This is a genomic window from Nocardiopsis oceanisediminis, from assembly GCF_048595525.1.
Lineage (GTDB): Bacteria > Actinomycetota > Actinomycetes > Streptosporangiales > Streptosporangiaceae > Nocardiopsis_A > Nocardiopsis_A oceanisediminis.
The window spans coordinates 6,105,752-6,130,621 of sequence record NZ_JAFMZJ010000001.1 but is presented as its reverse complement, the minus strand read 5'-3'; the positions used below and the strand labels follow the sequence as shown (position 1 = coordinate 6,130,621).

The window sequence follows — 24,870 nt, the reverse complement described above, 5'->3', positions numbered from 1 at the left end:
CGGCCCGCCCCTTCAGGGAACGGACCGGAAAGAGGAGAGGTCCTGTGCCTCGGGAAAAAGGGCGCAAACTCATCGCGCAGAACAGGCGCGCCCGGCACGACTACCACATCGACGACACCTACGAGGCGGGCCTCGTCCTCACCGGGACCGAGGTCAAGTCGCTGCGCGCCGGCCGAGCCTCGCTGGCCGACGGCTTCGCCCACGTGAAGAACGGCGAGGTCTGGCTGGAGAACGTCCACATCCCGGAGTACGCCCACGGGACCTGGACCAACCACGCCTCCCGCCGACCGCGTAAGCTGCTCCTGCACCGCTCCGAGATCTCCCGGCTGATCGGGAAGACCCAGGAGCCCGGGCGTACCCTGGTCCCGCTCTCGCTCTACTTCAGCGACGGCAAGGCCAAGGTCGAGATCGCCCTGGCCCGCGGTAAGCGCAGCCACGACAAACGCCAGGACATCGCCGCGCGGGAGGCGCAGCGCGATATCGAACGCGCCTTGCGCCGACGGCGCTAGGCACCGGGAAAGGATTCACCAGGGTGTCCCCCCGCCACTTCCGCCGCATCATCGCCGCAGGCACCGGTGTCATCGCGGCGGCGGCACTAGCCGGATGTACCAGCCAGCCCCGGCCGGACGTGGCGGTCCGCACCTTCCTGCTGGACTGGCAGGCCGGCGACTACGCCGCCGCGGCGGCCTTCACCGACGGCGACCCCGACGAGGTCGCGACCGCCCTGAAGGAGGCGCACGACCAGCTCGACCTGGCCGGCGTCCGGTTCGGCCTGGGCGCGCTGGAGCAGGACGGCGACACCGCCGTCTCCGAGTTCGAGGCCCAGGCCGACCTGGGCATCGGCGACCCGGTGTGGAAGTACACCGGCCGGATGGAGCTGCGCCGCGGCGGCGACGGCTGGCGCGTGGTCTGGGATCCCTCGGTGATCCACCCCGACCTCGGCGCGGGCGAGCGCCTCGCGGTCAGCTACGACGTGCCCGACCGCGGCGGCCTCCACGACCGCACCGGCAGGGCGCTGGTCGGCGAGGACGCGGTGACCGCCTTCGGCGTGGTCCCGTCCGGCCTGGAGGACGCCGAGAAGAACATCACCGCGCTGGCCGAGCTGCTCGACGAGGACCCCGACCCGCTGATGGACCGGGTCCGCTCCGCCCCGCCGGAGGAGTTCCAGCCGCTGGTGCTGCTCCGCAAGAAGGACGTGCGGAGCGGGGTGATGGCCAAGGCCAAGGCGATCCCCGGCGTGGAGACCAGGTCGCTCGCGATGCCGCTCACCCCCGAGACCGCCCGCAGCGTGGTCGGCGAGGTCGCCGGAACCGCCGAGCACAACGTCTCCTCCCGGGTCGCCAGCGCCTACCAGGCCGGCGACACGGTCGGGCTGAGCGGCCTGCAGAACGTCTTCCAGCACCGCCTCGCCGGCACCGCCACCACCGAGGTGGTCACCCTCGGCGAGGACGGGAAGCAGACCGGTGTGCTGAAGGAGTGGCCCGGCACGCCCAGCGGCTCCGTGACCACCACCCTGGACGCCGAGGCGCAGCAGGCCGCGGAGACCGCGCTGCAGAGCATGCCGGGCCGGGGCCACCTGGTCGCCGTCGACTCCCGCACCGGCGAGGTGCTCGCCTCGGCCAGCCGCCCGAACGCCTTCGACAACACCGGCGCGTTCACCGAGGAGTACCGCCCCGGCGGCGCCTTCGGCATCGTCTCGGCCGCCGCCGCCCTGCAGACCGGGGCGGTCTCCGGCGCCGGCGCGCAGCTGGCCTGCGAGCCCGGCGTCGAGGTGGGCGGCACCGAGTTCGGCAACGAGAACGAGACCGGGCAGTGGACCCAGCCGCAGGACCTGACCACGGCCTTCGCCACCGGCTGCACCTCGGCCCTGGCCGGCCTGGGCGGGAAGACCGGCGAGGAGGGCCTGGCCGAGGCGGCCGAGCAGTTCGGCATCGGCGGCGACTGGCAGCTCTCGCTGCCCACCTACAGCGGCGAGCTCTCCGCCACCGGTGAGGCCGGCACCGCCGCGGGCATGGCCGGCACCGGCGGGGTCACGGTGAGCCCGCTGTCGATGGCCCTGGTGGCGGGCGCGGTGGCCGACGGCACCTGGCACGCCCCCCGGCTCGCGGTCGACGCCGACGACGACATCGCGGAGAAGCCCGGCGAGGACCGGGAGCTGGACGCCGGGACCGTCAAGGAGCTGCGCACCCTGATGCGCGCCACGGTCGAGCGCGGCCAGGCCACCCCGGCCAACATCGGCACCGTTCCGGTGCACGGCCAGGTCGCCCAGGCCGAGCAGAAGATCGGCGGCAAGAAGACCGCGGTCCAGTGGTTCGTCGGCTACCAGGGCCACATCGCCTTCGCGGCCGTCGCGGAGGTCCCGGCGGACCAGGTGTGGGACCAGTACGCGCTGCTCAGCGGGACCGGCTTCCTGCAGGGGCTGCCGGTCGGCCACGTCGAGGCCGAGTACGAGGCCCCGGTGCTCGGCGGCGGGAAGGACGGCGAGGACGCGGCGCAGGGCGGGGAGGGCGCCGCCGGCGCCGGTGCCGACGGCGCGGACCAGGCCGGCCAGGAGGGCGCGGCGCAGCCTCCGATGGGCGGCTGAGCCGCCCGCGGGGCCGCTGCGGAGCGGCCCCGGGCACGGCCCGCGGAAAAGTTCGCGGGAGCGGGCAACCATCGCGCGCCCCGCGTGCGTCTTCCCCCTTGACTGGGTGACGTAATGGGGGGTTGCGGAAGCCAGTCCATGAGGCGGGACCTCATCTCGGGGGAGGTCTCGCCGTAGGAAGGCCGGCCCGACCCTGCCGGCCGCCCTCGCGGGTGGCGTTGATGGATCTCGTCCGCGCCCGCGAGGGTTTCTTCCTGTCCGGGCCCCGGTGGACCGGCCGGGGGAGCGCCCCTCGGTCCCCGGGAGGGCCGCCCGGCCCCCGTCGAGGACACGGACGGGTAACGGTCCGGCGCGCCCGCCGCCCCGCGGGAATCCACTTGGCCTTCGAGGCGTTGTACCGGTAGCGTTGGATCGCTGGGGCACTCCGGTGCCCCGCGGAGCCGCGAGCTCCGCTCGCGGGCCCCCGGGCCCGTTGAAAACTGCACAGGGGGTGATCGGTTTCGACTTCGGTAGCCGTATCAGGGGAAGCGGGTCGAGGGTTGCGTTTGTGACCTCGTAAATCCTGCATTCGCATAAATATCAAGTGCCAATTCCAAGCGCACTGAGTTCGCTCTCGCTGCCTAAGCGATAGCGACTCTGTCGGCCTGGGCCCGTCCTCGGCCCAGTGTCCGGCATCGTTAAGAGGACTCACCACCCGGATCGGGCCACGAGGCCCGGGTGGGACACCTTCGTGGCTGGGCCCGTCAGTGAACTGTTCGTGGTAGCACTGGGGCCGAGTAGAACGACAGCACGGACTGCACCCGGAGAAGCCCTGGTGCGTTGCTGAAGGACGCGGGTTCGATTCCCGCCACCTCCACCTCTGGAAGAGCCCCCGGCCCGCGAGAGCACTCGCGGGCCGGGGGCTCTCCGTATTTCGAGGGGCGGCGCACCGGCCTCAGCGGTCGGCGGCCGGCGCGGCGCTCCGGTCGGCCGAGGGGGCGCGCCGCCCGGCCTCGCCTGTGCGGCCGCGGTCGCCCCCCAGCCCCGGCCGCGCCCGCCGGTCGAGCGCACCGGAGAGCAGCGCGAGGAGCAGGCCGCCCGCGCCGAGCAGGGCGGCGATCCAGATGGGGGAGGTGTATCCGTGCCCCGCGCCGATGGCCGCCCCGCCGAGGAAGGGGCCGGCGGCGTTGCCGATGTTGAAGGCGGAGACGTTCGAGGCCGAGGCCAGGTTCGGCGCGCCCTCGGCGGTGGCCATCACCTTGGCCTGCACCGGCGGGATGACCGCCGCCACCGCCGCGCCGAAGAGGATGAAGCCGGCCACCGCGGCGGCCTTGCCCTGCACGGCGGGCAGCAGCACCAGCGAGGCGGCGGTGACCGCGGTGAGCACCCCGTACAGCGCCGGCGTCAGCGCGCGGTCGGCGAGCCTGCCGCCGATCGGCGTGCCGATGACCATGCCGACCCCGAACAGGACCAGCACGACCGGGACCGCGCCGTCGGAGAAGCCGGTGACCTCGGTGAGCATGGGGGCGATGTAGGTGACGACGGCCAGGGCGGGGGCCCAGCCCAGAGCGGTCGCGCCGTAGGCGAGCCACAGCCGGCCCCGCTTGAACACCGCCAGCTCCCCGCGCAGGTCCGCGTCCCGACCGGCCGGCCTGCGGGGAACGAGCCTGAGCACCCCGAGGAGGACGGCCGCTCCGATCGCGGCCACCGCCCAGAAGGCGGAGCGCCAGCCCAGCGCCTGCCCCAGGGCGGTGCCCCCGGGGACGCCGAGGACGTTGGCGATGCTCAGCCCCATGAACAGGGTGGCGATCGCCCGGGCCCTGCGGTCCTCTGGGACCAGGTCGGCGGCGGTGACGGCGCCGATGCCGACGTAGGCGCCGCCGGCCAGGGCGGACAGGATCCGGCCCGCCATCAGTACGGCGTAGGCGGGGGCCGCGGCGCTGATCACGTTGGAGCCGATGAACAGGGCCATCAGCCACATCAGCATGGTCTTGCGCGGCACCCGGGTGCCGAGAGCGGTCAGCAGCGGGGCGCCCACCACCATGCCCAGGGCGTATCCGGAGACCAGGAACCCCGCGGTGGGGATGGAGACGCCGAAGTCGGCCGCGATCTCGGGAAGCAGGCCGGCGATGACGACCTCGGTGGTGCCGACGGCGAACGCGCCGAGCGCGAGGGCGGACAGCGCGGCGGGCGCGGAGGAACGGTTCTGGGGGCGCGTCTTCGGACGCGCAGGGTCATTGCTCACCGGTCCACTGTCGAACCCCTGCCGACCTGGAACAACGCCGAAAACCGCAACGTGCGGTAAGCCGGGCTCACCGATCGCCCGCCGCTGCGGCGGCCTCTGTGCCGGCCTGCACGAACGCACGGACCCGGGCGGTCTCGCCGGCCGCCCGCCACACGATCCCGTACTCCACGGGCTCGGCGTCGGTGAAGGGGACGTAGGCGACGCCCCGCGGGGTGTGGCGCCGGGCGACGTCGGCGCCCACGGGGGAGATGCCCTTGCCGGCGCCGATGAGGGCGAGGGTCTCCTGCAGCGTGGCGGCGGACCGGCCGCGCTCGACGGGCCGGCCGCCGGGGGTGCGCAGCGGCGCGTTGTGCTCCTGCCAGTACACCGGCACCTCGCCGATGCAGGCGAACACCTTGTCGCAGGCGAGGTCCTCGAGCGAGACGGACTCCCGCTCGGCCAGCGGGTGCCCGGAGGGCACGGCGAGCATCCGCGGCACGGAGAAGACCACCGGGCCCCGGGTGAGATCGGGCTCGTCGACGGGGAACTGGGTGACCAGTACGTCCACCTCCCCCGTGCGCAGCGGCCCGAGCAGGTCGCTGATCTGCGTCTCGCGGATCTGCACCTCGGAACCGGGATGGCGGGCGGTGAAGGCGTCCGTCACGTCGAGCACGAACTCGCCCGCCGCGGCCCCCAGGTAGCCGACCCGCAGCACCCCTTCGATGCCCTTGGCGGCGGCCTGCGCCCTGGCCACGCCCTCCTGGATGCGCCGGTAGCCGGGTTCGAGGTCGTCGTGGAGCCGCCGCCCGAGCGGGGGCAGCCGCACCCTGCGGCTGGTCCGTTCGAACAGCGGGGCGCCGATCCGCCGCTCCAGCCTCCGGATGGTCTGGCTGACCCGGGCCCGGGAGACGAGCAGACGCTCGGCGGTGCGCCCGAAGTGCAGTTCCTCGGCGAGCGTCAGAAAGCTCTCGATCTCCAGCCGTTCCACCATCAGCCCCCGGAAGCGGAGGAGCACCTCCTGCCTGGTCGGTGTGGGGGACGGAGCCGGGCCCCGCCCGGGGGCGACCCTATACCCTGGCGCCCGCCCGGCCCGGGGGCGCCCGGCTGCGCCCGGGCGCCGAGGTGTACGGCGAGCTCCCCGGCGGCGCCTACGCCGAGGACGCCCTGTCGCCCAAGCCGGCCGGCCTCGGTTTCGCCGAGGCGGCGGCCGTCCCGCTCGCGGGGGTCGCGGCGCTCCGGGGCCTCCGCGACGCCGGCGGGGTCCGGCCCGGCCACCGGGTCCTGGTCAACGGCGCGTCCGGCGGCGTCGGCATGTCCGCGGTCCAGATCGCCCGGGCGCTCGGCGCGGACGTGATCGGCGTGTGCAGCACCCGCGACCTGGACCGCGTGCGCTCCTACGGCGCGGACCGGGCCGTCGACTGCACCCGGGAGGACCCCCTCGGCGATCGGTCCTACGACGTCATCCTCGACCTGGTCGGGAGCCGCACGCCGGCCGAGTACCGGCGGGTGCTGCGCGGCGGCGTCTACGTCGGCGCGACCGGCATGCCCGGCGGCCGGCTGCTCGGCCCGCTGCCCTACCTGCTCCGGGCGGTCCTCTGGTCCCGGCGCGGCGGCCCCAGGGCGGTGATGTTCGCGGCGAGGCCGAACCGGGGGGACCTCGCGGTGCTCACGGAGATGATCGAGGCCGGGCGGGTGCGGCCCGCCGTCGGGCGGACCTGCGCGCTGGACGGCGTCGCCGAGGCCCTGGCCCGCCAGGGGGAGGGGCATGCGCAGGGCAGATCGGTGGTGGCCGTCCGGTCCTGACCCCGGTGCCGGCGGCCTCCCGGGGAGGTGCGGCCGCGGTCCGGCGCGGGCGGAAGGCCCTCGGGGCGTTCCCGGGGCGCGGCGGGTGCGGCGGCCGGCCCGGGGATCCCCCGCCCGGGCGGCGGTCCGGCTCCGGCCGCAGGGCCGGAGGCGCTCGCGTTCCGGGGGGTGACCGCCCGGAACCCGCCCCGGGGCCGGGGCCCGCGGAAGGGGCCCGCCGGCCGGCGGGGCGCTGGGTCCGGGCGGTCAGGGGTCGGTGGCGCCGACCAGCCACGCGACCTTCTTGGCGGTCATCGGAATGCTCTCACTGGTGCCGAGGTGGACACCGAACGAGGCGAGGAAGGCGTGGTTGTGCTCGCGCCGCTCGCACCCGATGTCCTCGACGGCGTAGTCGGAACCGGGATTGCGCACCCGCAGGACCGGCGGCTCTGGGCCGACCAGGCTGGAGGTGACACCGTACTTCGTGAGCGCTTCGGCGAGCAGGGACAGCTGCCTCCGCTCGACGCTCTCCGGCGCCTCGGACGCCGAACGGTAGCGGGCGTTCTCGATGTCGGCCATGGCGCCTCCTCCTCACGGACGGGTGACCTGCTGTAGCCGCCATTGTCACCCTGCGTACGGTTACCAGGTCGTAACCATGGCTTCGACACGCCGGGCGGACCTGCCCGGCCCTCACCGGGGATGCCCCGGCAACTTCCGCCGCCACCTGCGGATTCGCTTGCGCAGCGCCTGCGGGAGGTCGATCGGGGCGTACTCGATGACGGTCGCTCCGTCCACCTCCCGGATCCGCGCGTAGACCGGGAGCGGGCCGATCCACCACCGGTGCGGGCCGGGCGGGTCCGGGCAGCCCGGCTCCGCGTCGCCCAGCGCGCCGCCGGTCTGCAGCACCACCCGCCGGCGGCCGAACGGCACCGCGCGCCGGGCCAGCGTCACCCAGGCGGTGTAGTAGACGCCGCCGGCGTCCTGCTCGGTGCTGAGCGGGAGCGGAACCGTGTCCGGCGCGTCCCCGACGAGCAGCAGCCGGAGCGAGTCGGCCGACACCGCCTGGGACCGGATCGCGCCGCTGATCAGCAGGGACGGCAGCGGCTCGGGCGTCGCCCAGCGCACCGCGAGGTCGCTGACCGCGTGCGCCAGCGGGTCCGCGCTCTCGTCCGGTCCGCAGGGGGCGGAGCGCAGCGCCAGCCGCCCGGCCCGGGTGTAGCGGGGCTGGACCAGGAACGCGCCGCCCCGGCCGTCGGCGCAGGCGACGGCGTGCGGGTACCCGGTGATCCGGGACCAGTCGGCGGCCCCCAGCAGCAGCCGGCCCACCCGGTGCTCGGCGCCGAAGGCGCGCAGCACCAGGCTCCAGTTCACCGGCGCCGCGGGGTCGTCCAGGGCGGAGAGCCGCCGGGAATGCCCGGTGGCGACCTCGGAGGTGGGCACCGCGGCGGTGAACATGCCGGAGGCGTCCACCGGGGCGGCCGCGGTGATGCGGTCCGCCCCCGCGCCCGGCCGCAGCACCAGCAGCCCGTCGGGGTCGCCCCGGCCGGCGCCGAGCACGCTGCCGGTCACCGTCACCGCTTCGGCGGCCACCTGGACGTCGCGGACCTCGGCGTACCGGGCGGCGCCGCGCACCGAGACCCGGAGCAGGCCGGCCGCGGCCCGCTGCGGCAGCACGAACTCCAGGCCGGCGGGGTGCCCGGCGAGGTCGTCGGAGGCCGGGGCGGGCGCGGAGCGCAGGTCCAGCAGGGTGGCCGGGACCGGGACCGGGGCGCCGTCCTCGTCCCGGCGCAGCACCGAGCAGGCGCCGCCGGCCCGCCTGATGTCGGCCGGGGTGATCGGCACCGATCCGTTCTGCGCGGGGATGAGCTGCTCGCCCTCCTCGCCCTGGAGCACGACGGCCTGCGGCGGGCGCGCGAAGCGCAGCCGCACCGACCCGTCGGCCGCCGCCTCGGCGGCGCAGTGGTCCGGGGCGGGCTCGTCGTCCGGCGGCGCGGTGGGCCGCACGGTCCGCGCGGAGCGCTGCGCGGGGACGGACGGGGTGGCGAGCAGGTCGGTGAAGAGCTCCTCGTGCCGCCGGGCGATGGCCTCGGGGGCGTACCGGCGGGAGCTCTCCAGGGCCGCGGCGGCCATCCGGGTGCGCAGCGCGTCGTCGCCCATCAGCCGGTCCAGCCCGTCGGCGATCGCGCCGACGTCGCCGTTGGGCACCAGCAGCCCGTCGTGGCCGTCGGTGATGATCTCGGCCGGCCCGAACGGGCAGTCGGTGCTGAGCACCGGCAGGCCGGCCCGCATCGCCTCCACGATGGTCATGCCGAACGGCTCGTCGCGCGAGGTGACCGCGCAGAACGAGGAGACCGCCCAGGCCTCGTCCATCCGCGGGTGCGGGCCCATCATGAAGGCGCGGTCGTGCAGGCCCAGTGCGGCGATCTGCCGCCGGCGGGCGTCCAGCCCCTTGCCGCGCCCGTAGATCCGCAGCGTCCACCCCGGGTGCTCGTCGGAGACCCGGGCGAACGCGTCGATCAGCAGGTCGTAGCCCTTCATCCCGGTGAGCCGCCCGGCCGCGGCGACGGTGCGGCGGGGCGCCCCGCCCGCGGTGAGCGCGGGCTCCGGTACGCAGTTGGGGATCGCCCGGACCACGACGCCGGGCAGCCGCATCCGCTCCCGGTAGGCGGCCGCGTCGGCCTCGGTGACCGGGACCAGCGCGCTCAGGTGCGGGTAGGCGCGGGACATGGCGGCCATCAGGTCGCGGCCGTACATCCGGTGGGTGAGGTGCTCCTGGCCGACGACGGCGATCCCGTCCTCGCGCAGCGGCAGCCGGGTGAGCAGGATGTTCAGCCCGGCCCGGGTGCCCACCGCGACATCGGGCCCGGCTTCGGCGAGCGCCTGCGCGATGAGTTCGTCGGAGGCGGCGCTGTGGTCCCGGTAGAGCTTCTCCTCGGCCGGGTAGAGCCGGGAGGGCCGCCGGGCGGACTCGCCGGCGGGCGGGTCGCGCAGGTCGATCACCGGCCGGACGCCCACTCGGGGGCCGACCGGCAGGACCGGGTCCTCCCGGTGCCGGAAGACCGAGACGACCTCCACGCCGTGGCCGAGTTCGGCCAGGGCCTCGGCCTGGTTGATCACCGTCCGGATGGTGCCGCCGATGCCGTACAGGTTGTGGATGAGGTAGACGATCTTCACGTTTCCCCCGTGGTGGCCCGATTCATCGGTCGGCGGAGGGGGAGCTCGGACCGCTTCCGGGGCAAGGGCGCGGTCCGCCGCCTGACCTGCCATTTTCCACACAAGGGGTGATTCGGGCATTACGACACGCCGCGCCGGAAATCGCCACAGATTGCACCGGTGGGGTGTACCGGGACCAGGATCTGCCCGGAGGAAAGGCGCGGCGCGCTCCGCCGGCCGGCGGAGCGCGCCTCAGGGGGCCGTGCGTCAGAGCGGGCGGACCCACTCGCCGCGGTGCACGACGCCGGCCACGCCCAGGTCGTCGTCGAGGACCAGCAGGTCGGCGTGGAAACCGGGCTCCAGCGAGCCGACCTCGGGGATGCCCAGGGCGCGGGCCGGGACGGTGGCGGCCGAGCGGGCCGCGGCGGCCAGGTCGACGCCGGGCACGGTCCGCACCGCGCGGCGGATCGCGTCCGGCAGGACGATCGTGCTGCTGGCGATGGTGCCGTCGGCGAGCAGCGCCCGGCCGCCCTCCACCCGGACCTCCAGCTTGCCCAGGCTGTAGGTGCCGTCGCCCAGCCCGGTGGCCGCCATCGCATCGGTGACCAGGGCGATCCGCTCGCTCCCGGCGGCGTCGAAGGCCACCTGGGCGGCGGCCGGGTGGACGTGCACGCCGTCGTTGATCAGCTCCAGGACGATCCGCTCGTCGGTGAGCGCCGCGCCGATCGGTCCGGGCTCGCGGTGGTTGAGCGGGCGCATCGCGTTGTACAGGTGGGTGGCCATGGAGGCGCCCGCGTCGAAGGCGGCACGGGCCTGGTCGTAGGTGGCCTCGGTGTGCCCCACCGCGACGGTGATCCCCTCGGAGACCGCGGCGCGGATCAGGTCGAGCGCGCCGGGCAGCTCCGGGGCGACGGTGATCATCCGGATGTGGCCGCGTCCGGCCTTGACGATCTGGGCGAACTCGGCGAGGTCGGGCTCGCGGAGCAGGGCCGGGTCGTGCGCCCCGTGCCGGTGCTCGGAGATCCACGGGCCCTCCAGGTAGGACCCGGCGATCTCGCCGGCCTCGGTCAGCTCGGCCAGCGCCGCGACCTGGGCCAGGGTGTCGGCGGGGGAGGCGGCCACCAGGCCGCCGACCACGGTGGTGACGCCCTGCTCGCGGTTGAACCGGACGATCGAGAGCAGCCGCTCGGGGTCGGTCTCGGTGAACGCCGCGCCCGCGCCGCCGTGCACGTGCACGTCGACCGCGCCGGGCAGCACGGTGCGGCCGCCGGCGTCGACGGCGGGGCCGGCCTCGGCCGGCAGGGCGCCGGTGCCCAGTGACCGGATCCGGCCGCGCTCGATGTGCAGCCAGCCGAGCCGGAACCCCTCGGGGGTGAGCAGCCGTGCGTTGGTCAGGGTCGTCGTGTTCGCGCCCATGTGGTTCCGCGTCCTCCCGAATGCCCTCTGGGGCTCTCCTGGCACGCCTGTGCCCGATGCCACACTGCCGTCCGAACCGTCCCCGGCAGGGCGGGGGGCGGCCCCGGTTCCCGGAGGGAACTGGGGCGTTGCGCACGCCGAGGCGGGGAGGTGTCGCGGAGGGCGGAGGCCGCGGCGGCGCTGCGCACGACAATTCCGCCCAACATGCATTGACCATAGCGCCCGCTCACCCCATGATGGTGGGCATGACCGCCGGTGAGCTGCTCGTCCAGCGCCTGCATGTCGATCTGAGGCAGCAGGCCAGCGCCCTGTGTCGTAGTTAGCGCCGTCGGGGCCCGGCCCCGTCGCCCGGAGCGCCCTCGCCGCCGTTTCCGCCGCGAGCCCGCCCGGGATCCGCACCGGTCGTGTCCTCCTCCCTCTCTCCTCTCCGCCGCCCGCTCCGCGCGCGGCGCACCCGGCCGTCCACAGCGCCGTCGTCGGCCCGAGAGGTGCGGCACCCCGGTATCCAGGCCCATCGATCAGGCCCGCGCGCGCACCGTACGCGTCGCGCCCGACGAACCCACAGCGCTTTCGCGGCCCGCGCCGCCCGCACACTGGAGACCGCCCCATGACCCGTTTCACCGTGCTCGTCGCCGACCACACCCCTGATTCCGCCCTCGGCTCCGCCGCCGCCCGCGCCGCCCGGGCGCTCGCCGCCCAGGCCGGCCTGGAGGCCGAGCCGGACACCATCGACCTGGCCCGCCTCGGTCCGGCGCTGCTGGCCGCCGACACCGGCCGGGACGTCGCCGACGCGCTGGACGCGGTCCGCTCCGCCGACGTGCTGCTGGTCGCCACCCCGCAGACGCACGGCTCCTACACCGGCCTGCTCAAGGTCTTCCTGGACCGGCTGCCCGAGCTGGGCCTGGGCCGCGGCGTGGCCGTCCCGATGGCCTCGGTGCCGGACCTGCGCAACGGCCGCAACATCGAGGCCGACCTGCGGGTGCTCCTGTCCGACCTGGGCGCCTGGGTGGTCGAGCCGGCCCTGCTGCTGGCCTCCACCGAGCTGGGCGAGCCCGCCGGCGTGATCGGCGCCTGGGCCGAGGTCGCCGCCCCGGCCCTGCGCCAGGCGGTCGCCGTCTCGGCCTGACCCCGGCCGCGCGCGAAGCGGAAAGGGGGCGGCCCCCGCACCGGACGGCGCGGGGGCCGCCCCCTTCCCGCCGGGTCCGGCCGGTCAGCCCCCGGGGCGGGCGGCCTCGCGGATCCGGGAGGTGTCGGCCTCGGCCTGGGCGGCGTTGCCGCGCACCAGGACCACGACGACCAGGGTGAGCAGGAACCCGGCCGCGCGCAGCGCCAGCATCAGCGGGTCCTCGGGCAGGCTCTCGCTGAAGATCAGGGTGCCCAGCACGACCATGAAGACGTTGCCGGTGACGTTGGCGACCGGGGCGGTGATCGAGGCGCGGGCGCGCTGCAGGGAGGCCTGGAAGAGCACGATGCCCACCGCCCAGCCCAGCGCGTACAGGTAGGGGAAGGGCGAGGCGAGGGCGGGGAGCAGCGCCCCGGGCAGCCCCTGATCGGCCAGGAGGCCGCCGAGCGCCTTGCCCTGCAGGCCGGCCACGCCCTGGGCCAGACCGGCCGCGGCCCCCATGGCGGCGGCGGAGACCGAGCGCCCGCCGCCGGAGGCGAAGGCGACCGCGGCGACGCAGGCGACCACGGTGCCCACGCTCACCGCCAGCAGGAACGGCATGTCCGGGGTGGTCCCGGTGCTCCCGCCGTCCCCCAGGGAGAGGCTGAGCAGCAGCAGCGCCACCGGCATCAGCGCCAGCGCGGCCTTCTCCCCCCGGGAGATCGGGTCGCCCAGGACCAGCGCGGTCAGCAGCAGCATCAGCGCGATGCCGCCGGCGAAGGCGGGCTGGACCACCGAGACCGGGGCCAGGCCCAGGGCGACCACCAGGCCGAGGCTGCCGAGGGCGGCCAGCAGGCAGCCGCCCACCCAGCGCGGGTTGCCCAGCAGGGTCCGGGCCAGGTGCAGCGGGCGGCGCACCGAGATGGAGGGCGCGCGGTGCAGGGCGCGCTGCTCGACGGCCAGGCCGAGGGAGTAGACCGCGGCCGCGAGCAGCGCGGCGACCAGACCGGTCACGGGCCACCGCCTTTCCGCCGACCGGGTCGGCGCGTGAAACCTGTTCGTATCGGATCTTCCGCGGACGTACCGGGGCCGGTGCGCCGAACCAGCAGGAGCTGGACGGCTCGCCCACAACGGAAAGACCGATCCTAGTTGACTCTGTATATATAACGAGTTCTAGTCTGGTGTCGCGGCAGGACCAGCGCGAACCGGACCGAGGGGCTGTCGATGGCGATCGGACTGACCGGAGAACACGAAGAGCTGGCCGCGGCGGTGCGCGGCCTGATCGAACGCACCGTACCGGACGGCCCGGGCGGCGGGCCGGGGGAGGCGGGGCAGGACCCGCCCGCCCTCCGGGCCGGCCTGGCAGCCCAGGGCCTGCTCGGCCTGCACCTGCCGGAGAAGTACGGCGGGCAGGGCGGCGGCCTGCCGGAGCTCGCCGTGGCCCTGGAGGAGCTCGGCCGCGGCCTGGCCGGCGCCGCGTTCCTGCCGACCGTGCTGGCCTCGGCGCTGATCGACCGGTTCGGCGGGCCCGAGCTGCGCGAGCGGCTGCTGCCCGGCCTGGCCGACGGGACCCGCACCGCCGCCGTCGCCCCCGGCCCGGCGCTGGCCGCCGTCCCCGCACCGGGCGGCGGGCTCGCCGTCACCGGGGCGCTGCAGCCGGTCCTGGAGGGCGCCGGGGCCGACCACGTCCTCGTCCCGCTGCTCACCGGCGGCCGGGAGGCCTGGGCGGTCCTGGACGGCGCGGCGTTCCGGCGCACCGCGCTGCCCGCGCTCGACCTGGGCCGCGGCGTCGCCCGCCTGGAGGCCGACGCGCTGCCGGTGCCCGGCGGAGCCCTGCTCGCCGGCCTGGACCGGGAGGACGCGGACGGGATCGCCGCGGTGCTGCTCGGCGCCGAGGCGGCCGGGGTCGCCGCCTGGTGCGTGGCGGCCGCCGCCGACTACGCCGGGGTCCGGGTCCAGTTCGGCCACCCGATCGGCCGATTCCAGGGCGTCAAGCACAGGTGCGCCCGGATGGCCATCGCGCTGGAGAAGGCCCGCGCCGCGGTGTGGGACGCCGCGCGCGGCTACGCCGAGGACACCGGCGGGCCCGCGTCCGACCGGGTGCGGTTCGCCGCCGCGGTCGCCGGCCTCATCGCCCCCGACGCCGCCCTCGAATGCGCCCGGGACTGCATCCAGGTGCACGGCGGCATCGGCTTCACCTGGGAGCACGACGCCCACCGCTACCTGCGCCGGGCCTCCGCCCTGCGGATCCTGTCCGGCGCCGCGGCGGACCGCGCGGCCGACGTCGCCGACCTGGCCCTGGCCGGGCACCGGCGCCCGGTCGAGGTCGGCCCGCAGGACGCCGAGGACGCCGGGCTCCGCGAGCGGATCCGGGAGGAGGCCGGCGCGCTGGCCGGGATCGCCGACGACGGCGAGCGGTTCGCCGCCATGGCCGAGCGCGGGTGGGTCATGCCGCACCTGCCCCGGCCCTGGGGGCGCGGCGCCGCGCCGCTGGAGCAGGTCCTCATCCAGCAGGAGGCGCGCCGCGCCGGGCTGCGCGGCCCCGGGCTGGCCATCGGCGCCTGGGTGGTGCCCTCGCTGGCCGGGCACGGCACCCCCGGGCAGCAGGAGCGGTTCCTCCGGCCGACGCTGCGCGGGGAGATCACCTGGTGCCAGCTGTTCAGCGAGCCGGGCGCCGGCTCCGACCTGGCCTCGCTGTCCATGCGGGCCGAGCGGGTCGACGGCGGCTACCGGCTCACCGGGCAGAAGATCTGGACGTCCATGGCGCAGCTGGCGCAGTGGGGCATCTGCCTGGCCCGCACCGACCCCGGCGCGTCCGACCGGCACGAGGGCATCACCTACTTCCTGGTGGACATGGCCGCCCCCGGCCTGGAGGTGCGCCCGCTGCGCGAGCTCACCGGGGACGCGGTCTTCAACGAGGTCTTCTTCGACGGCGTGTTCGTCCCCGACGACCAGGTGGTGGGCGGCGTCGGCGACGGCTGGCGGGTCGCGCGCACCACGCTCAGCAACGAGCGGGTGGCGCTGTCCGGCGGGAGCGGTCTCGGCGCCGGCGTTCCGGAACTCCTCGACTTCCTCCGCAGGGCGCCGTCGCCCGGGGGGTGGGGCGCCGCCGCCCCGGCCGACCCCGCCGACCGCGACGTCCGGGTGTCCGCCGGGCGGCTGATCGCCCTCGGGCAGGCGATCGAGCTGCTCGGGCTGCGGGTGACGCTGAAGCAGCTCTCCGGGACCGAGCCCGGCGCCGAGTCCAGCGTGCGCAAACTGCTCGGGGTGGAGTTCAACCAGCGGGTCGCCGACCACATCTGGGAGGGCCAGGGCGGGGCGGCGGTCTGCGCGGACCCCTCGGACTCCACCGGCACCTGGGCCCGCTATATGCTGTTCAGCCGCTCCATGACGATCTACGGGGGCACCACCGAGGTGCAGCTCAACATCATCGCCGAGCGGCTGCTCGGGCTCCCCCGCGACCCGGAGGCATAGCGGCGGCCGTGCACGACCCTGACCACGGCGGGAACCCCCCGCCCTCCCCCGACGAAGGCCCCGGGCGGTGCTCCCGCGTGCTCGCCCGGCTGCGCGGCGCCGCACGGCGCCCGCGCGCCGGCGGGCGCTTCCAGCCCGGCGCGCTCGGCCTGTCCGCCGTGGCGCTGGCCGCGATGTGCGCCACCCTGGTGGTCATCCAGACCTTCGGCGGCACGTTCCGCACCGGCGGCGACCCGGAGCCGGAGCCCTCGGCGCCGCCGGCGGTCGGCACCCCGCCGGAGGGCACCGCGCGGGTGATGATCGCCGGCGACTCCCTGGTCCAGGGCAGTACCGGCGACTTCACCTGGCGCTACCGGCTCTGGAAGCACCTCGCGGCATCCGGCGCCGACGTCGACTTCGTCGGCCCCTACGACGACATCGTCGAGCTGGAGACCGGCGAGTTCGGCGACGACGGCTACGCCGACCCGGACTTCGACACCGCGCACGCCGGGGTGTGGGGGGCCACCGCGGAGAACGTCGCCGCGGGCATCGGCGAGCAGGTCGCCGAGTACGAACCGGACTACCTGCTGCTCATGGCGGGCACCAACGACTTCGTGCACGGCGGCTCGGCCGCGGACGCGCTGGAGGGCGTGCGCGACGCGGTGGGCAACGCCCGGGTCGCCGACGGCGGCCTGCAGATCGTGCTCGGCGAGGTGACCCCGAACTGGGGCACCGGCCGCGACGAGGAGCTGAACGAGAAGGCCCTGGAGTTCAACCGGCTCCTCCCCGGGCTGGCAGAGGAGCTGGGCGGCCCGGCCCCGGTCGTGGTCGCGCACACCGCCGAGGGCTACGCCCCGGCCGACGACAACTGGGACACCACGCACCCCAACGCGCGCGGCGAGCTGAAGATCGCCGCGGCCTTCGCCGACGCGCTGGCCGGACCGCTCCGGCTGGGCGAGCCCTATCCGCGGCCGCTGCCCGAGGTGGACGTCGGCCCGCGCCGGGCGCCGTCGGTGCAGGCCGAGGAGGAGGGCGGCGAGGTGGTCCTCACCTGGGAGCCGGTTCCGGGCGCCACCGGCTACCAGGTGCTCCAGCAGCGGGTCGACCCCGACCCCGACGACCGGGTCCCGCTGCCGGCCGAGGTCGGCGGCTCCGGGGACGAGCCGCGCACCGCCACCGTGGACCGGCTGCTCAGCGGCGCCACCTACGAGTTCGTGGTGCGCCCCTACAAGGGCGGCGACGGCGGAGCCGGCTCCGAACCGGCCCGGATCACCGTCGACGCCGACCCGCCGCCCGCCCCGGACCGGGTCCGGCTGGAGGACGGCGACACCGTGCTGGCCTGGGACGAGGTCCCCGATGCCGGGCACTACGAGGTGCTCCGCCGCGCGATGAGCTGCGAGCGGCCCGCCGACCCGGGCGGCGCCGGCCCGGACGGGGAGGACGGCGGGAGCGGGCCCGGCGACTGCTCCCCGGTCGACGGGAACGGGCCCGGCCGGGGCGCGGGGTGGAGCACCGCGGCCCTGGTGGAGGGCGGCGCCACCGAGTGGACCGTGTCGGCACCGGCGGGCGGCGCCTACGAGTTCGCGGTCCGCTCGCACCGCGACTACGTCGAGGGCGGCCACTCCGAGACCGTGGAGTACGTGCCGGAGGACTGACCGGACCCGGCGAACCGGTTGCCCGGTGGCGCCCCGGTGCGGGATAACGGAGGGCGCATCGGTCTTTGGGAGCACGGGGGCGCCAGTGCCGGTCATCCAGCAGGTGGATCCGCACGACGAGCAGGCGCTGAAGGCCTGGTACCGGGCGCTGCGCGCGGGGGCCGCGGCGGGCAGGGAGCGGCCGATCATCGCCGCCTACCAGGAGGTCCGCGCCGCGCTGCGGGAGCCGGGCGCCGGGGCGGAGCGCTCGGTGTGGGCCGCCGTCGCCGCCGGCGGCGTGGTGGGCAGCCTGCTGGTGGAGCTGTACGGGGAGGGCAACCGGCGGGTCGCCGAGGTGGACGTGAGCGTCCCCGCGGGCGAGCGGGGCCAGGGGTACGGGTCGGCGCTGCTCGCCCACGCGGAGCGGCTGGCCGCGCGGGCCGGCCGGCGGGTGCTGCTGGCGGAGGCGCACGTCCCGGCGGGGCAGGCCCCGGCCGATCATCCGGGGACCCGGTTCGCGCTGGGGCGCGGCTTCCGCAGCGTGCACCGGGAGGACCACCTCGTGCTCGACCTGCCCGCCGACGAGGAGGCGGTGGCCGCGCTGCTGGCCGGCGCCGTGCCGCGGCGCTCCGGCTACCGGCTGGACACCTGGAGCGGGCCCTGCCCGCCGGAGTTCGTGGCGGAGGTGGCCCGGCTCCGCTCGGCCATGGAGCGCGCCGTGCCCACCGGCGGGGTGCGGTTCGCGCCGCGCACCTGGGACCCGGAGCGGGTCCGCGAGGTCGAGCGGCGCCTGCGGCGGCAGGGCTTCACCTCGATCGCCTCGCTGGCCCGCGCCGCCGACGGCGCCCCGGCGGGCTACAGTGAGCTCTTCGTCCCCGGGCACAACCCGGCCGAGGTCTACCAGGACGACACGGTGGTCCTCGCCGCGCACCGCGGCCGCGGCCTGGGGGCGGCGCTCAAGGCCGGCAACCTGGCCCGGCTCGCCGCCGACCACCCCGAGCGGCGCCGGGTGCACACCTGGACGGCCGGGGTCAACGGCCCGATGCAGCGAATCAACCGCGGCTTCGGCTTCCGCCCGGTCGAGGTCGCCCACCGCCTCCAGCGCGACGGCCGCTGAGGAAGCGCCGAACAAGCGGCCGACTCTGCGTACCGGCAGCCGCTGAGCGGCTTCAGGCCGGCGGCGACGGTGAAGGAGGGAAGGGGCGCAGGCCTCACCCGGGCGCGGCGCCCAGGGGGTGGAGGTTCAGGCGGGGCGGCGAGGGCGGGAGTGGCACCGGCTGGTCGGTCGGGCGCGGCGCCCCACGGGGTGAGGGTTCAAGCAGGCGGCGAAGGCGACGGTGGGAACCGGCTGGTCGGTCGGGCGCGGCGCCCCACGGGGTGAGGGTTCAAGCAGGCGGCGAAGGCGACGGTGGGAACCGGCTGGTCGGTCCGGCGCGGCGCCCCACGGGGTGAGGGTTCAAGCGGGCGGCGACGGCAGCGGTAGGGGCGGGGCCAGGGCCTCACCCGGGTGCGGCGTCTCGCGGGGTCGGGGTTCAGGCGGGGCGGCGCGTGCTCCCGGCGGGAAGGGGCGGCGTTCCGGTGGAGGGGGTGGGCCCGCCCGCGCCCGCCAGGGGGCCGTATCCCCCTATGCCCGATTTGCGGCGAGGATCAGGCGGGGGTGGGGGCGCCCTGCGCACCTCGGCGGCACCCCGATTACATCTACCAGCGAGTAGTAAGCCCCGAACCCCCCATTGCCCCCTCCCCGGTTACCCAGAGTGGCCAAGGCGGGTCCTCCTGGCAGGACAAATGCGACATCCCGCCCCCGCCTCTGCTCTTCCCGGGTTCCGGCCCCCGTCTTTCGGCCTTCCAGGCGGCTCCAACCCCCGAACACCGGCCCGACCGGGGCGATTCGAGCCTCCCGAGGCCCGATCCGGGCCGGGATGCGCGCCCAGGAATCACCGGGGTGCTCTCGCGGTGCGCAGGGCGCCCCCCACCGTCATCACTGTCCGTATTCACCCAGGTCAGAGAGGTGTAGTGGTTTCGAAGGTGGCTGGCCCCGGCGCTCGGGGCGACGCGGGAACGGTGATCCCGCCCCCTCGACCCGCCCCGACCTGCTCTGCCGCGCCTGACCGACCGGCCGGTTCCCACCGCCGCCTTCGCCGCCTGCTTGAACCTTCGCCCTGTGGGGCGCCGCGCTCGGGCGATCGCCTTCGCCCCGTCTCTACCTCTGCCGTCGCCGCCCGTCTTGACCTTCGCTCCGCGAGGCGCCGCGCCGGACCGACCGGCCGGTCCCCCTTCCCGCTTTCGCCGCCCGTCTTGACCTTCGCTCTGCGGGGTGCCGCGCCCGACCGATCGGCCGGTCCCCTTCCCGCCTTCGCTGCCTGCTTGGACCTCCGCCCCGTGAGGTGCCGCGCTCGGGTGGGGCGCTCGCCCTGTTCCTGCCTTTGCCGTCGCTGCCGGCCTGAGCTCTGGTCCCGTCGTGCCCGCTCGGCGTGGCTGCGAGTGCCTCCGGGGAGCCGAGGCCTTATTTCCGAGCGGCCGAAACAGGACGATTCAACGCTCGGTGTTCACTTGGGTGCGGAACGTGCCGCACAGTTGTCCTCGGGGCGGTGTGCGGGGCGCCGACCGGTGACGGGGGAGAGGAGGGGGCGCGTGGAACTGCACATCCTCGGCCCGCTGCGGGCGAGTGCGGGCGGGCGCCCGGTCCGGCTGGGCGGGCGGCGGGCGCGGTTGCTGCTGGCCCTGCTGGCGGTGGAGAAGGGGCGGGTGGTCCCGGTGGCGCGGCTGATCGACGAGCTGTGGTCCGACCACCCGCCGGCCTCGGCCCGCACCCAGGTGGCCATCGTCGTCTCCGGGGTGCGCCGGGCGTTCCGGGACGCCGGGGGCGGACCGGTGATCGACACGGCGGGCGCGGGCTACCGGCTCCGCGCCGAGGAGGTCCGGCTGGACGCGGAGGAGGCGGCGCGCGAGGTCGCCGCCGCCCGCGCCGCGGCCCGCGCGGGCCGCCATGCGGCCGCCGAGGAGGGGCTGCGCCGGGCCCTGGCGCTGTGGCGGGGCCCCGCGCTGTGCGGGCTGGAGGGAGCGGCGGTCGAGGCGGCCGCCCACCGCTGGGAGGAGCTGCGCGCGACCGCCGCCGAGGAGCTGGCCGAGGCCGGCTTCGCCCAGGGGCGCCACCGCGAGCAGATCGGCGACCTGGGCGCCCTGGTGGCCCGGGACCCGCTCCGCGAGCGCCCGCGCGAGCTGCTGATGGCGGCGCTGGCCGGGGCCGGCCGCCGGGCCGAGGCGCTGGAGGTCTACGCGGAGGGCCGGCGGCTGCTCGCCGAGCGGCTGGGCGTGGACCCCGGCCGGCGGCTGCGCGAGCTGCACGGTGCGATCCTGCGCGAGGCCCGCGGGGAGGAGGACCGGGGCGGGCCGCGCCCCGGCGAGCTGCCCGCGGCGGTCTCCTCGTTCACCGGGCGCACCGCGGAGCTGGCCGCCCTGGACGGGCTGACCGCCTCCACGGCGCGGCACCTGAGGCTGGCCGTGGTGACCGGGCCGGAGGGCGCGGGCAAGACCGGGCTGGTGCTGCACTGGGCGCAGCAGGCGGCCCGCGCCTTCCCCGACGGCCAGCTCTTCGCCGACCTGCACGGCGCGGAGCACGGCGGCACCCGCGCCCCGGTCGATCCGGGGCGGCTGCTGGGGCGGTTCCTGCGCGCGCTGGGCACCGCCGCGGACCGGGTCCCGGACGCCCCGGAGGAGCGCGCCGGGCTCTACCGCACCCTGCTGCGCGGGCGCCGGGTGCTGGTGGTGCTGGACGACGCGGCCTCCGCCGAGCAGGTCCGGCCGCTGCTGCCCGGCGCGCCCTCCTGCTGCGTCCTGGTCACCTCCCGCGCGCCGCTGCGCGACCTGGTCGCCCGGTACGGCGCCCGCCGCCTGGAACTGGGCCCGCTGCCGCCGCAGGACGCCGTGGACCTGGTCTGCCGACTCTCCGGAGGGGGCCTGGGAGCGGACGCGCTCCGGCTCACCGAGGCGTGCGGGCGGATGCCGCTCGGCATCCGGATGGCGGTCGCCCGCCACGCCGGCCCCCGCTGAGCCCGGAGAGCCGGCCCCGGGGAGAATGGGGCCCTTCCGGCCGTGTTCCGGGACCGGCGGGGGCGGTGCTCCGCCCGGTGCCGGGGCGGCCGGAACCCCCATCGGCGGTGCCGGGGCGGAAAGGTCCTCCCACTTCCACCGCCGACGGGCGGGAGCCGGTACGTGGGCGTGCCGGACGTCCGGCATGGGGAATGGAACGGGGTTCCCCGGGACGCCGTGGGGAGGCGGGGTGCGCTGCCCGCAGCGGCGATCTGTGCGGGGCGGCCGGGGGCTGCGGTGGTCCGGGGAAGCGGAGGGGCCCGCCCCGGGGGTGCCGAGAGGGGCGGGGCGGCGGGCCCGTCCGGAGCCGCCGGGCGGGCCCGCCGCGCCCCCGTGGGAGGGGTCAGATCCAGCGGTGCGAGCGGATGGCCACGTTGTTGGCGTTGATCGGCTTCGAGGTGATCACGACCGGGTCGTAGAGCGGATTCGTGTAGTTCGGGCCGCCGTAGAACTGGACCATGTCATAGGCGCCGGGGTGTCCGTTGTTCCAGATGGAGTTGACCCGGAAGCCGTGCGGGCGGCACTGCACGGCGCCGCCCTGCCAGTCGGGGTCGTCGCCGGTCCAGGCGCACCGGGTGCCGGTGCCGTTGGGGCCGCTCCAGACGCAGACGTCGCCCTTGGCGCAGGTCCCCTGCCAGGCGGAGGGGGACGCCGGGGCGACGGGGGAGGCGGCCGCGGGGGCGGCGAGCGCCGCCGGGGCGAGCAGGGCCGCCGCGGTGAGCAGGGCGGCGGTGCCGGAGCGGCGGAGCCGCCGGAAAGAGGTCATGTCCGGTCCCTTCACGGGTTGATCCACTTGTGCGAGCGGATCGCCAGGTTGTTCACGTTGTTGCGCTGCCCGGCCGGGACCGCCCCGTGGTAGGGCGTGCGGTAGTTCGCGTCCCGGAAGAACTGGACCACGTCGTAGGCGCCGGGGTGTCCGTTGTTCCAGATGGAGTTGACCCGGAAGCCGTGCGGGCGGCACTGGACCGCGCCGCCCTGCCAGTCGGGGTCGTCGCCGGTCCAGGCGCACCGGGTGCCGGTGCCGTTGGGGCCGCTCCAGACGCAGACGTCGCCCTTGGCGCACTGGCCCTGCCAGGCCTGCGCGGAGGCGGGCGCCGCGCCCGCGGTGAGGAGGCCCGCCGCGGTGAGCGCCGCTGCGGAGGCGGCGGCGACCGCCCTGCCGACCTTGCCCATGTTCGCTCCATTCCTTGCCATGCGGGAACTGCGAAGGACGGTGGAACGCTAGGCGATCGGGTTATCGCCGCCTTATCGATCGGTTACCGGGGCGGAGATCGGTGCCGAATGGGCGGATTGCTAGATTCGCTCCACCATGACCAGGGATGTCCCCCGAGGCGGGGAGAGCCGGACCCGGGCCGCGCTGCGCTGCGCGGCGCCGTGGCTGGTCGGTCTCGCCGCGGGCGCGCTGGCGCTCGGGCCCGGTCTGGGGCGCGGATACCTGCTCCGCTACGACATGGTCTTCGTCCCGGACCCGCCGCTCGGCCCGGTGCAGCTCGGCGCGGGGGAGGGGTTCCCGAGGGCGGTCCCCAGCGACGCGGTCGCGGCGCTGCTCTCCCGGCTGCTGCCCGCCGACATCGTGCAGACGCTGCTCCTGCTGGCGGTCTTCGCGGTCGGCGCGGCCGGCGCCGCCCGGCTCGTCCCGGCCGGATCCGGCCGGGCGCAGGCGCCCCGGCTCGCCGCCGCCCTGTTCTACGCCTGGAACCCCTTCCTCGCCGAGCGGCTGCTGCTCGGCCAGTGGGCGGTGCTGCTCGGCTACGCCGGCCTGCCGTGGGTGCTGGCCGCCGCGGTGCGGCTGGGGCGGCGGCGCGGCCTGGCCCGGTTCATCGCGGCGCTGCTGCCCGCCGCGGTCGGCGGGTTCTCGTCGGCGCTGCTCTCCGCCCTGGTGGCGCTGCCCGCGGCGGCCGCCGCGCGGCTGCGCACCGTGCCCCTGGCCGCCGCCGGCATCGCGCTGGTCTCGCTGCCCTGGCTGCTCCCGGCGCTGGGCAGCGGGGCGGGCACCGACCCGGCCGCGGTCGACCTGTTCGCGGCCCGCGCCGACACCCCGTTCGGTGCGGCCGGGTCGCTGCTCTCGCTGGGCGGGATCTGGAACGCGCGGGCCGTGCCCGAGCTCTACGGACACCCCGCCCTGGCCGCGCTGCGGCTGGCGCTGTCGCTGGCCGCGCTGGCCGGGTGGGTCCGGCTGCTGCGCGGCGGGCGGCTGGGCGCGGCGGGGCCCGGGCTGACCGCCGCGGCGGCGGCCGGCTTCGGCCTGGCGCTGCTGGGCACCACCGAGCCCGGCCGGGAGCTGCTGCGCTGGCTGATCGGGGCCTGGCCCGGGTTCGGTCCGCTCCGCGACGGCCAGCTCTACGTCGCCCCGCTCGCCCTGCTCCAGGCGGTCGGCCTGGGCGGGGCGGCGGCGTGGCTGCACGGGCCGGAGGGGGAGGGGCGCGCCGGCCCGGTGGCCGCCGCGCTGCTGGCGTGCGCCCCGGTGGTGCTGCTCCCGGGGCTGCTCTGGGGGGCGGGCGGCAAGCTGGTGCCGGTGCACTACCCGGCCGAGTGGGGCGAGGTGCGGCGGATCGTCGACGGCGACCCGGACCCGGGGTCGGTGCTGGTGCTGCCGTGGAGCGCCTACCGGGGCCTTGACTGGGCGGGGGGAGGGCGTACCGTCGTCGTACTGGATCCCGCCGCGAAGCTGTTCGAGCGGCGCACGGTGTGGAACGATGACCTCCGAGTGGCCGAGGACGGCGAGGTGCGGACGGTCCGGGGCGAGGACCCCGCGGCCCGCGCCGCCGCCCGGCTCGCCGCCGAGGGGCGCGCCGGCGCGGAGTCCCTGGGCGCCCTGGGCGTCCGCTACGTCCTGGTCGAGCGCGAAGCGCTCCCGGACTCCGCCGGCACCGAAGACCCCCTCAGTGAGAACAAGTTCTTGTCGGATCCCGACTCCCTGGAACAGGTGCATGAAGGCCCGCGGCTGGCCCTGTACCGGATCCCAGACCTCCATGTAGAAGCGGCCAAGGAGGAGCTTTCGGGGTTGGAAGTTACTGGTTGGTCGGCTACAGTCGGGTCAATCATCTGTTCGTTGGCTGCATCAGGTTCTAATCTCATTCCCGTGCGGCCTCCCCGACCCGCGGGGAACCGGTCGCGGAAGGAGACCCCCACATGATCAAGGTCCTGGCCGCCTGCGTGATCGGCGCGGCCCTGGCAGGTGGACTGGCTCTGGTCGGCACCACCGTGGCCACCAACGCCTCGTCGTCGGCCGAGCCCGTCAACGAGTCCCTGTACAACTACGGCGACCGCTAGCCGCCGGCGGCCCCGCCGCGCGCGGGGCCGCCGGCCGGCGCCCCCGGCGGTCGGCACCGGCCCCGCCCGCTCCGGCGGCGCGGTGCGCCGGCCGTGCTCCCTCTTCCCCTTCCGGCCTCTCGCTCCCCCTGCCTCCGGTGATCCACGTGCCGCGGCCGGTGAACGAACGTTCGTTTGGGGA

The 24,870-nt window shown here is 76.3% G+C and carries 18 protein-coding genes and 1 other RNA gene; 11 read left to right on the top strand and 8 right to left on the bottom strand.

What is annotated here, in order from left to right:
- The first annotated feature begins 44 nt into the window (after positions 1-44).
- From smpB to ssrA, 3 genes are all read left to right on the top strand, one after another.
- Positions 45-509 (top strand): SsrA-binding protein SmpB, encoded by a 465-nt coding sequence (smpB, locus tag J0910_RS26710; protein ID WP_017593466.1) that lies wholly within the window; start codon positions 45-47, stop codon positions 507-509.
- A gap of 23 nt (positions 510-532) precedes the next feature.
- Positions 533-2,584, top strand: coding sequence for a penicillin-binding transpeptidase domain-containing protein (locus J0910_RS26705; protein ID WP_420161293.1), 2,052 nt, complete (start codon positions 533-535; stop codon positions 2,582-2,584).
- A gap of 486 nt (positions 2,585-3,070) precedes the next feature.
- Positions 3,071-3,443: a transfer-messenger RNA gene (ssrA, locus tag J0910_RS26700) on the top strand.
- Between the two features lie 75 nt (positions 3,444-3,518).
- Here ssrA and J0910_RS26695 read toward each other — a convergent pair.
- Both J0910_RS26695 and J0910_RS26690 read right to left on the bottom strand, forming a co-directional pair.
- A complete protein-coding gene (locus J0910_RS26695; protein WP_420161292.1) occupies positions 3,519-4,808 on the bottom strand; it encodes an MFS transporter in 1,290 nt (429 codons plus the stop codon).
- A gap of 67 nt (positions 4,809-4,875) precedes the next feature.
- Positions 4,876-5,802: a LysR family transcriptional regulator gene (locus tag J0910_RS26690; protein ID WP_420161291.1), complete on the bottom strand. Its 927-nt coding sequence runs from the start codon at positions 5,800-5,802 to the stop codon at positions 4,876-4,878.
- A gap of 107 nt (positions 5,803-5,909) precedes the next feature.
- Here J0910_RS26690 and J0910_RS26685 point away from each other — a divergent pair, with 107 nt between their 5' ends.
- Positions 5,910-6,590 (top strand): NAD(P)-dependent alcohol dehydrogenase, encoded by a 681-nt coding sequence (locus J0910_RS26685; RefSeq protein ID WP_420161290.1) that lies wholly within the window; start codon positions 5,910-5,912, stop codon positions 6,588-6,590.
- A gap of 246 nt (positions 6,591-6,836) precedes the next feature.
- Here J0910_RS26685 and J0910_RS26680 read toward each other — a convergent pair whose 3' ends face one another.
- From J0910_RS26680 to nagA, 3 genes are all read right to left on the bottom strand, one after another.
- Positions 6,837-7,148 carry a hypothetical protein gene (locus tag J0910_RS26680; protein ID WP_017593472.1) on the bottom strand — a complete coding sequence of 104 codons (312 nt, stop codon included), beginning with the start codon at positions 7,146-7,148 and terminating at the stop codon, positions 6,837-6,839.
- Between the two features lie 111 nt (positions 7,149-7,259).
- Positions 7,260-9,743, bottom strand: a complete 2,484-nt coding sequence (locus J0910_RS26675) for a glycosyltransferase family 4 protein (protein ID WP_420161289.1) — start codon at positions 9,741-9,743, stop codon at positions 7,260-7,262.
- Positions 9,744-9,989: 246 nt separating this feature from the next.
- A complete protein-coding gene (gene nagA, locus J0910_RS26670) occupies positions 9,990-11,138 on the bottom strand; it encodes an N-acetylglucosamine-6-phosphate deacetylase (RefSeq protein ID WP_420161288.1) in 1,149 nt (382 codons plus the stop codon).
- Between the two features lie 607 nt (positions 11,139-11,745).
- Here nagA and J0910_RS26665 point away from each other — a divergent pair.
- Positions 11,746-12,264, top strand: coding sequence for an NADPH-dependent FMN reductase (locus tag J0910_RS26665; RefSeq protein WP_420161287.1), 519 nt, complete (start codon positions 11,746-11,748; stop codon positions 12,262-12,264).
- An 84-nt stretch (positions 12,265-12,348) separates the two neighbouring features.
- On the opposite strand, the gene J0910_RS26660 is transcribed toward J0910_RS26665, so the two are convergent.
- Complete coding sequence (locus J0910_RS26660; RefSeq protein WP_420161286.1) at positions 12,349-13,254, bottom strand: hypothetical protein; 906 nt, start codon at positions 13,252-13,254, stop codon at positions 12,349-12,351.
- Between the two features lie 210 nt (positions 13,255-13,464).
- On the opposite strand from J0910_RS26660, the gene J0910_RS26655 reads away from it, so the two are divergent.
- The 4 genes from J0910_RS26655 (at position 13,465) to J0910_RS26640 (ending at position 21,377) form a co-directional block, all read left to right on the top strand.
- Positions 13,465-15,714, top strand: coding sequence for an acyl-CoA dehydrogenase family protein (locus J0910_RS26655; protein WP_420161285.1), 2,250 nt, complete (start codon positions 13,465-13,467; stop codon positions 15,712-15,714).
- Between the two features lie 8 nt (positions 15,715-15,722).
- The gene (locus J0910_RS26650) at positions 15,723-17,348 is read left to right on the top strand and encodes a GDSL-type esterase/lipase family protein (RefSeq protein WP_420161284.1); all 1,626 of its coding nucleotides are present in this window, start codon (positions 15,723-15,725) and stop codon (positions 17,346-17,348) included.
- Positions 17,349-17,433: 85 nt separating this feature from the next.
- Entirely contained in the window at positions 17,434-18,444 is a 1,011-nt protein-coding gene (locus tag J0910_RS26645) for a GNAT family N-acetyltransferase (RefSeq protein WP_420161283.1), read from the top strand.
- A gap of 1,514 nt (positions 18,445-19,958) precedes the next feature.
- Positions 19,959-21,377, top strand: coding sequence for an AfsR/SARP family transcriptional regulator (locus tag J0910_RS26640; RefSeq protein WP_420161282.1), 1,419 nt, complete (start codon positions 19,959-19,961; stop codon positions 21,375-21,377).
- Positions 21,378-21,759: 382 nt separating this feature from the next.
- Here J0910_RS26640 and J0910_RS26635 read toward each other — a convergent pair whose 3' ends face one another.
- On the bottom strand, positions 21,760-22,182 hold the full coding sequence (locus tag J0910_RS26635) for a peptidase inhibitor family I36 protein (protein WP_420161281.1): 423 nt from the start codon (positions 22,180-22,182) through the stop codon (positions 21,760-21,762).
- An 11-nt stretch (positions 22,183-22,193) separates the two neighbouring features.
- Entirely contained in the window at positions 22,194-22,610 is a 417-nt protein-coding gene (locus J0910_RS26630) for a peptidase inhibitor family I36 protein (RefSeq protein WP_420161280.1), read from the bottom strand.
- Positions 22,611-22,725: 115 nt separating this feature from the next.
- On the opposite strand from J0910_RS26630, the gene J0910_RS26625 reads away from it, so the two are divergent.
- Both J0910_RS26625 and J0910_RS26620 read left to right on the top strand, forming a co-directional pair.
- Positions 22,726-24,552, top strand: a complete 1,827-nt coding sequence (locus J0910_RS26625; RefSeq protein ID WP_420161279.1) for an MmpA family trehalose lipid delivery protein — start codon at positions 22,726-22,728, stop codon at positions 24,550-24,552.
- Positions 24,549-24,689 (top strand): hypothetical protein, encoded by a 141-nt coding sequence (locus J0910_RS26620; protein ID WP_017593484.1) that lies wholly within the window; start codon positions 24,549-24,551, stop codon positions 24,687-24,689. The genes J0910_RS26625 and J0910_RS26620 overlap by 4 nt, the downstream gene beginning before the upstream one ends.
- The last annotated feature ends 181 nt before the right edge of the window (positions 24,690-24,870 follow it).

Coding starts and splice junctions, on each gene's coding strand:
- J0910_RS26635 (WP_420161281.1), bottom strand. CDS start 22,182: ATGACCTCTTTCCGGCGGCTCCGCCGCTCCGGCACCGCCGCCCTGCTC.
- J0910_RS26655 (WP_420161285.1), top strand. CDS start 13,465: ATGGCGATCGGACTGACCGGAGAACACGAAGAGCTGGCCGCGGCGGTG.
- J0910_RS26665 (WP_420161287.1), top strand. CDS start 11,746: ATGACCCGTTTCACCGTGCTCGTCGCCGACCACACCCCTGATTCCGCC.
- J0910_RS26620 (WP_017593484.1), top strand. CDS start 24,549: ATGATCAAGGTCCTGGCCGCCTGCGTGATCGGCGCGGCCCTGGCAGGT.
- nagA (WP_420161288.1), bottom strand. CDS start 11,138: ATGGGCGCGAACACGACGACCCTGACCAACGCACGGCTGCTCACCCCC.
- J0910_RS26625 (WP_420161279.1), top strand. CDS start 22,726: ATGACCAGGGATGTCCCCCGAGGCGGGGAGAGCCGGACCCGGGCCGCG.
- J0910_RS26680 (WP_017593472.1), bottom strand. CDS start 7,148: ATGGCCGACATCGAGAACGCCCGCTACCGTTCGGCGTCCGAGGCGCCG.
- J0910_RS26630 (WP_420161280.1), bottom strand. CDS start 22,610: ATGGCAAGGAATGGAGCGAACATGGGCAAGGTCGGCAGGGCGGTCGCC.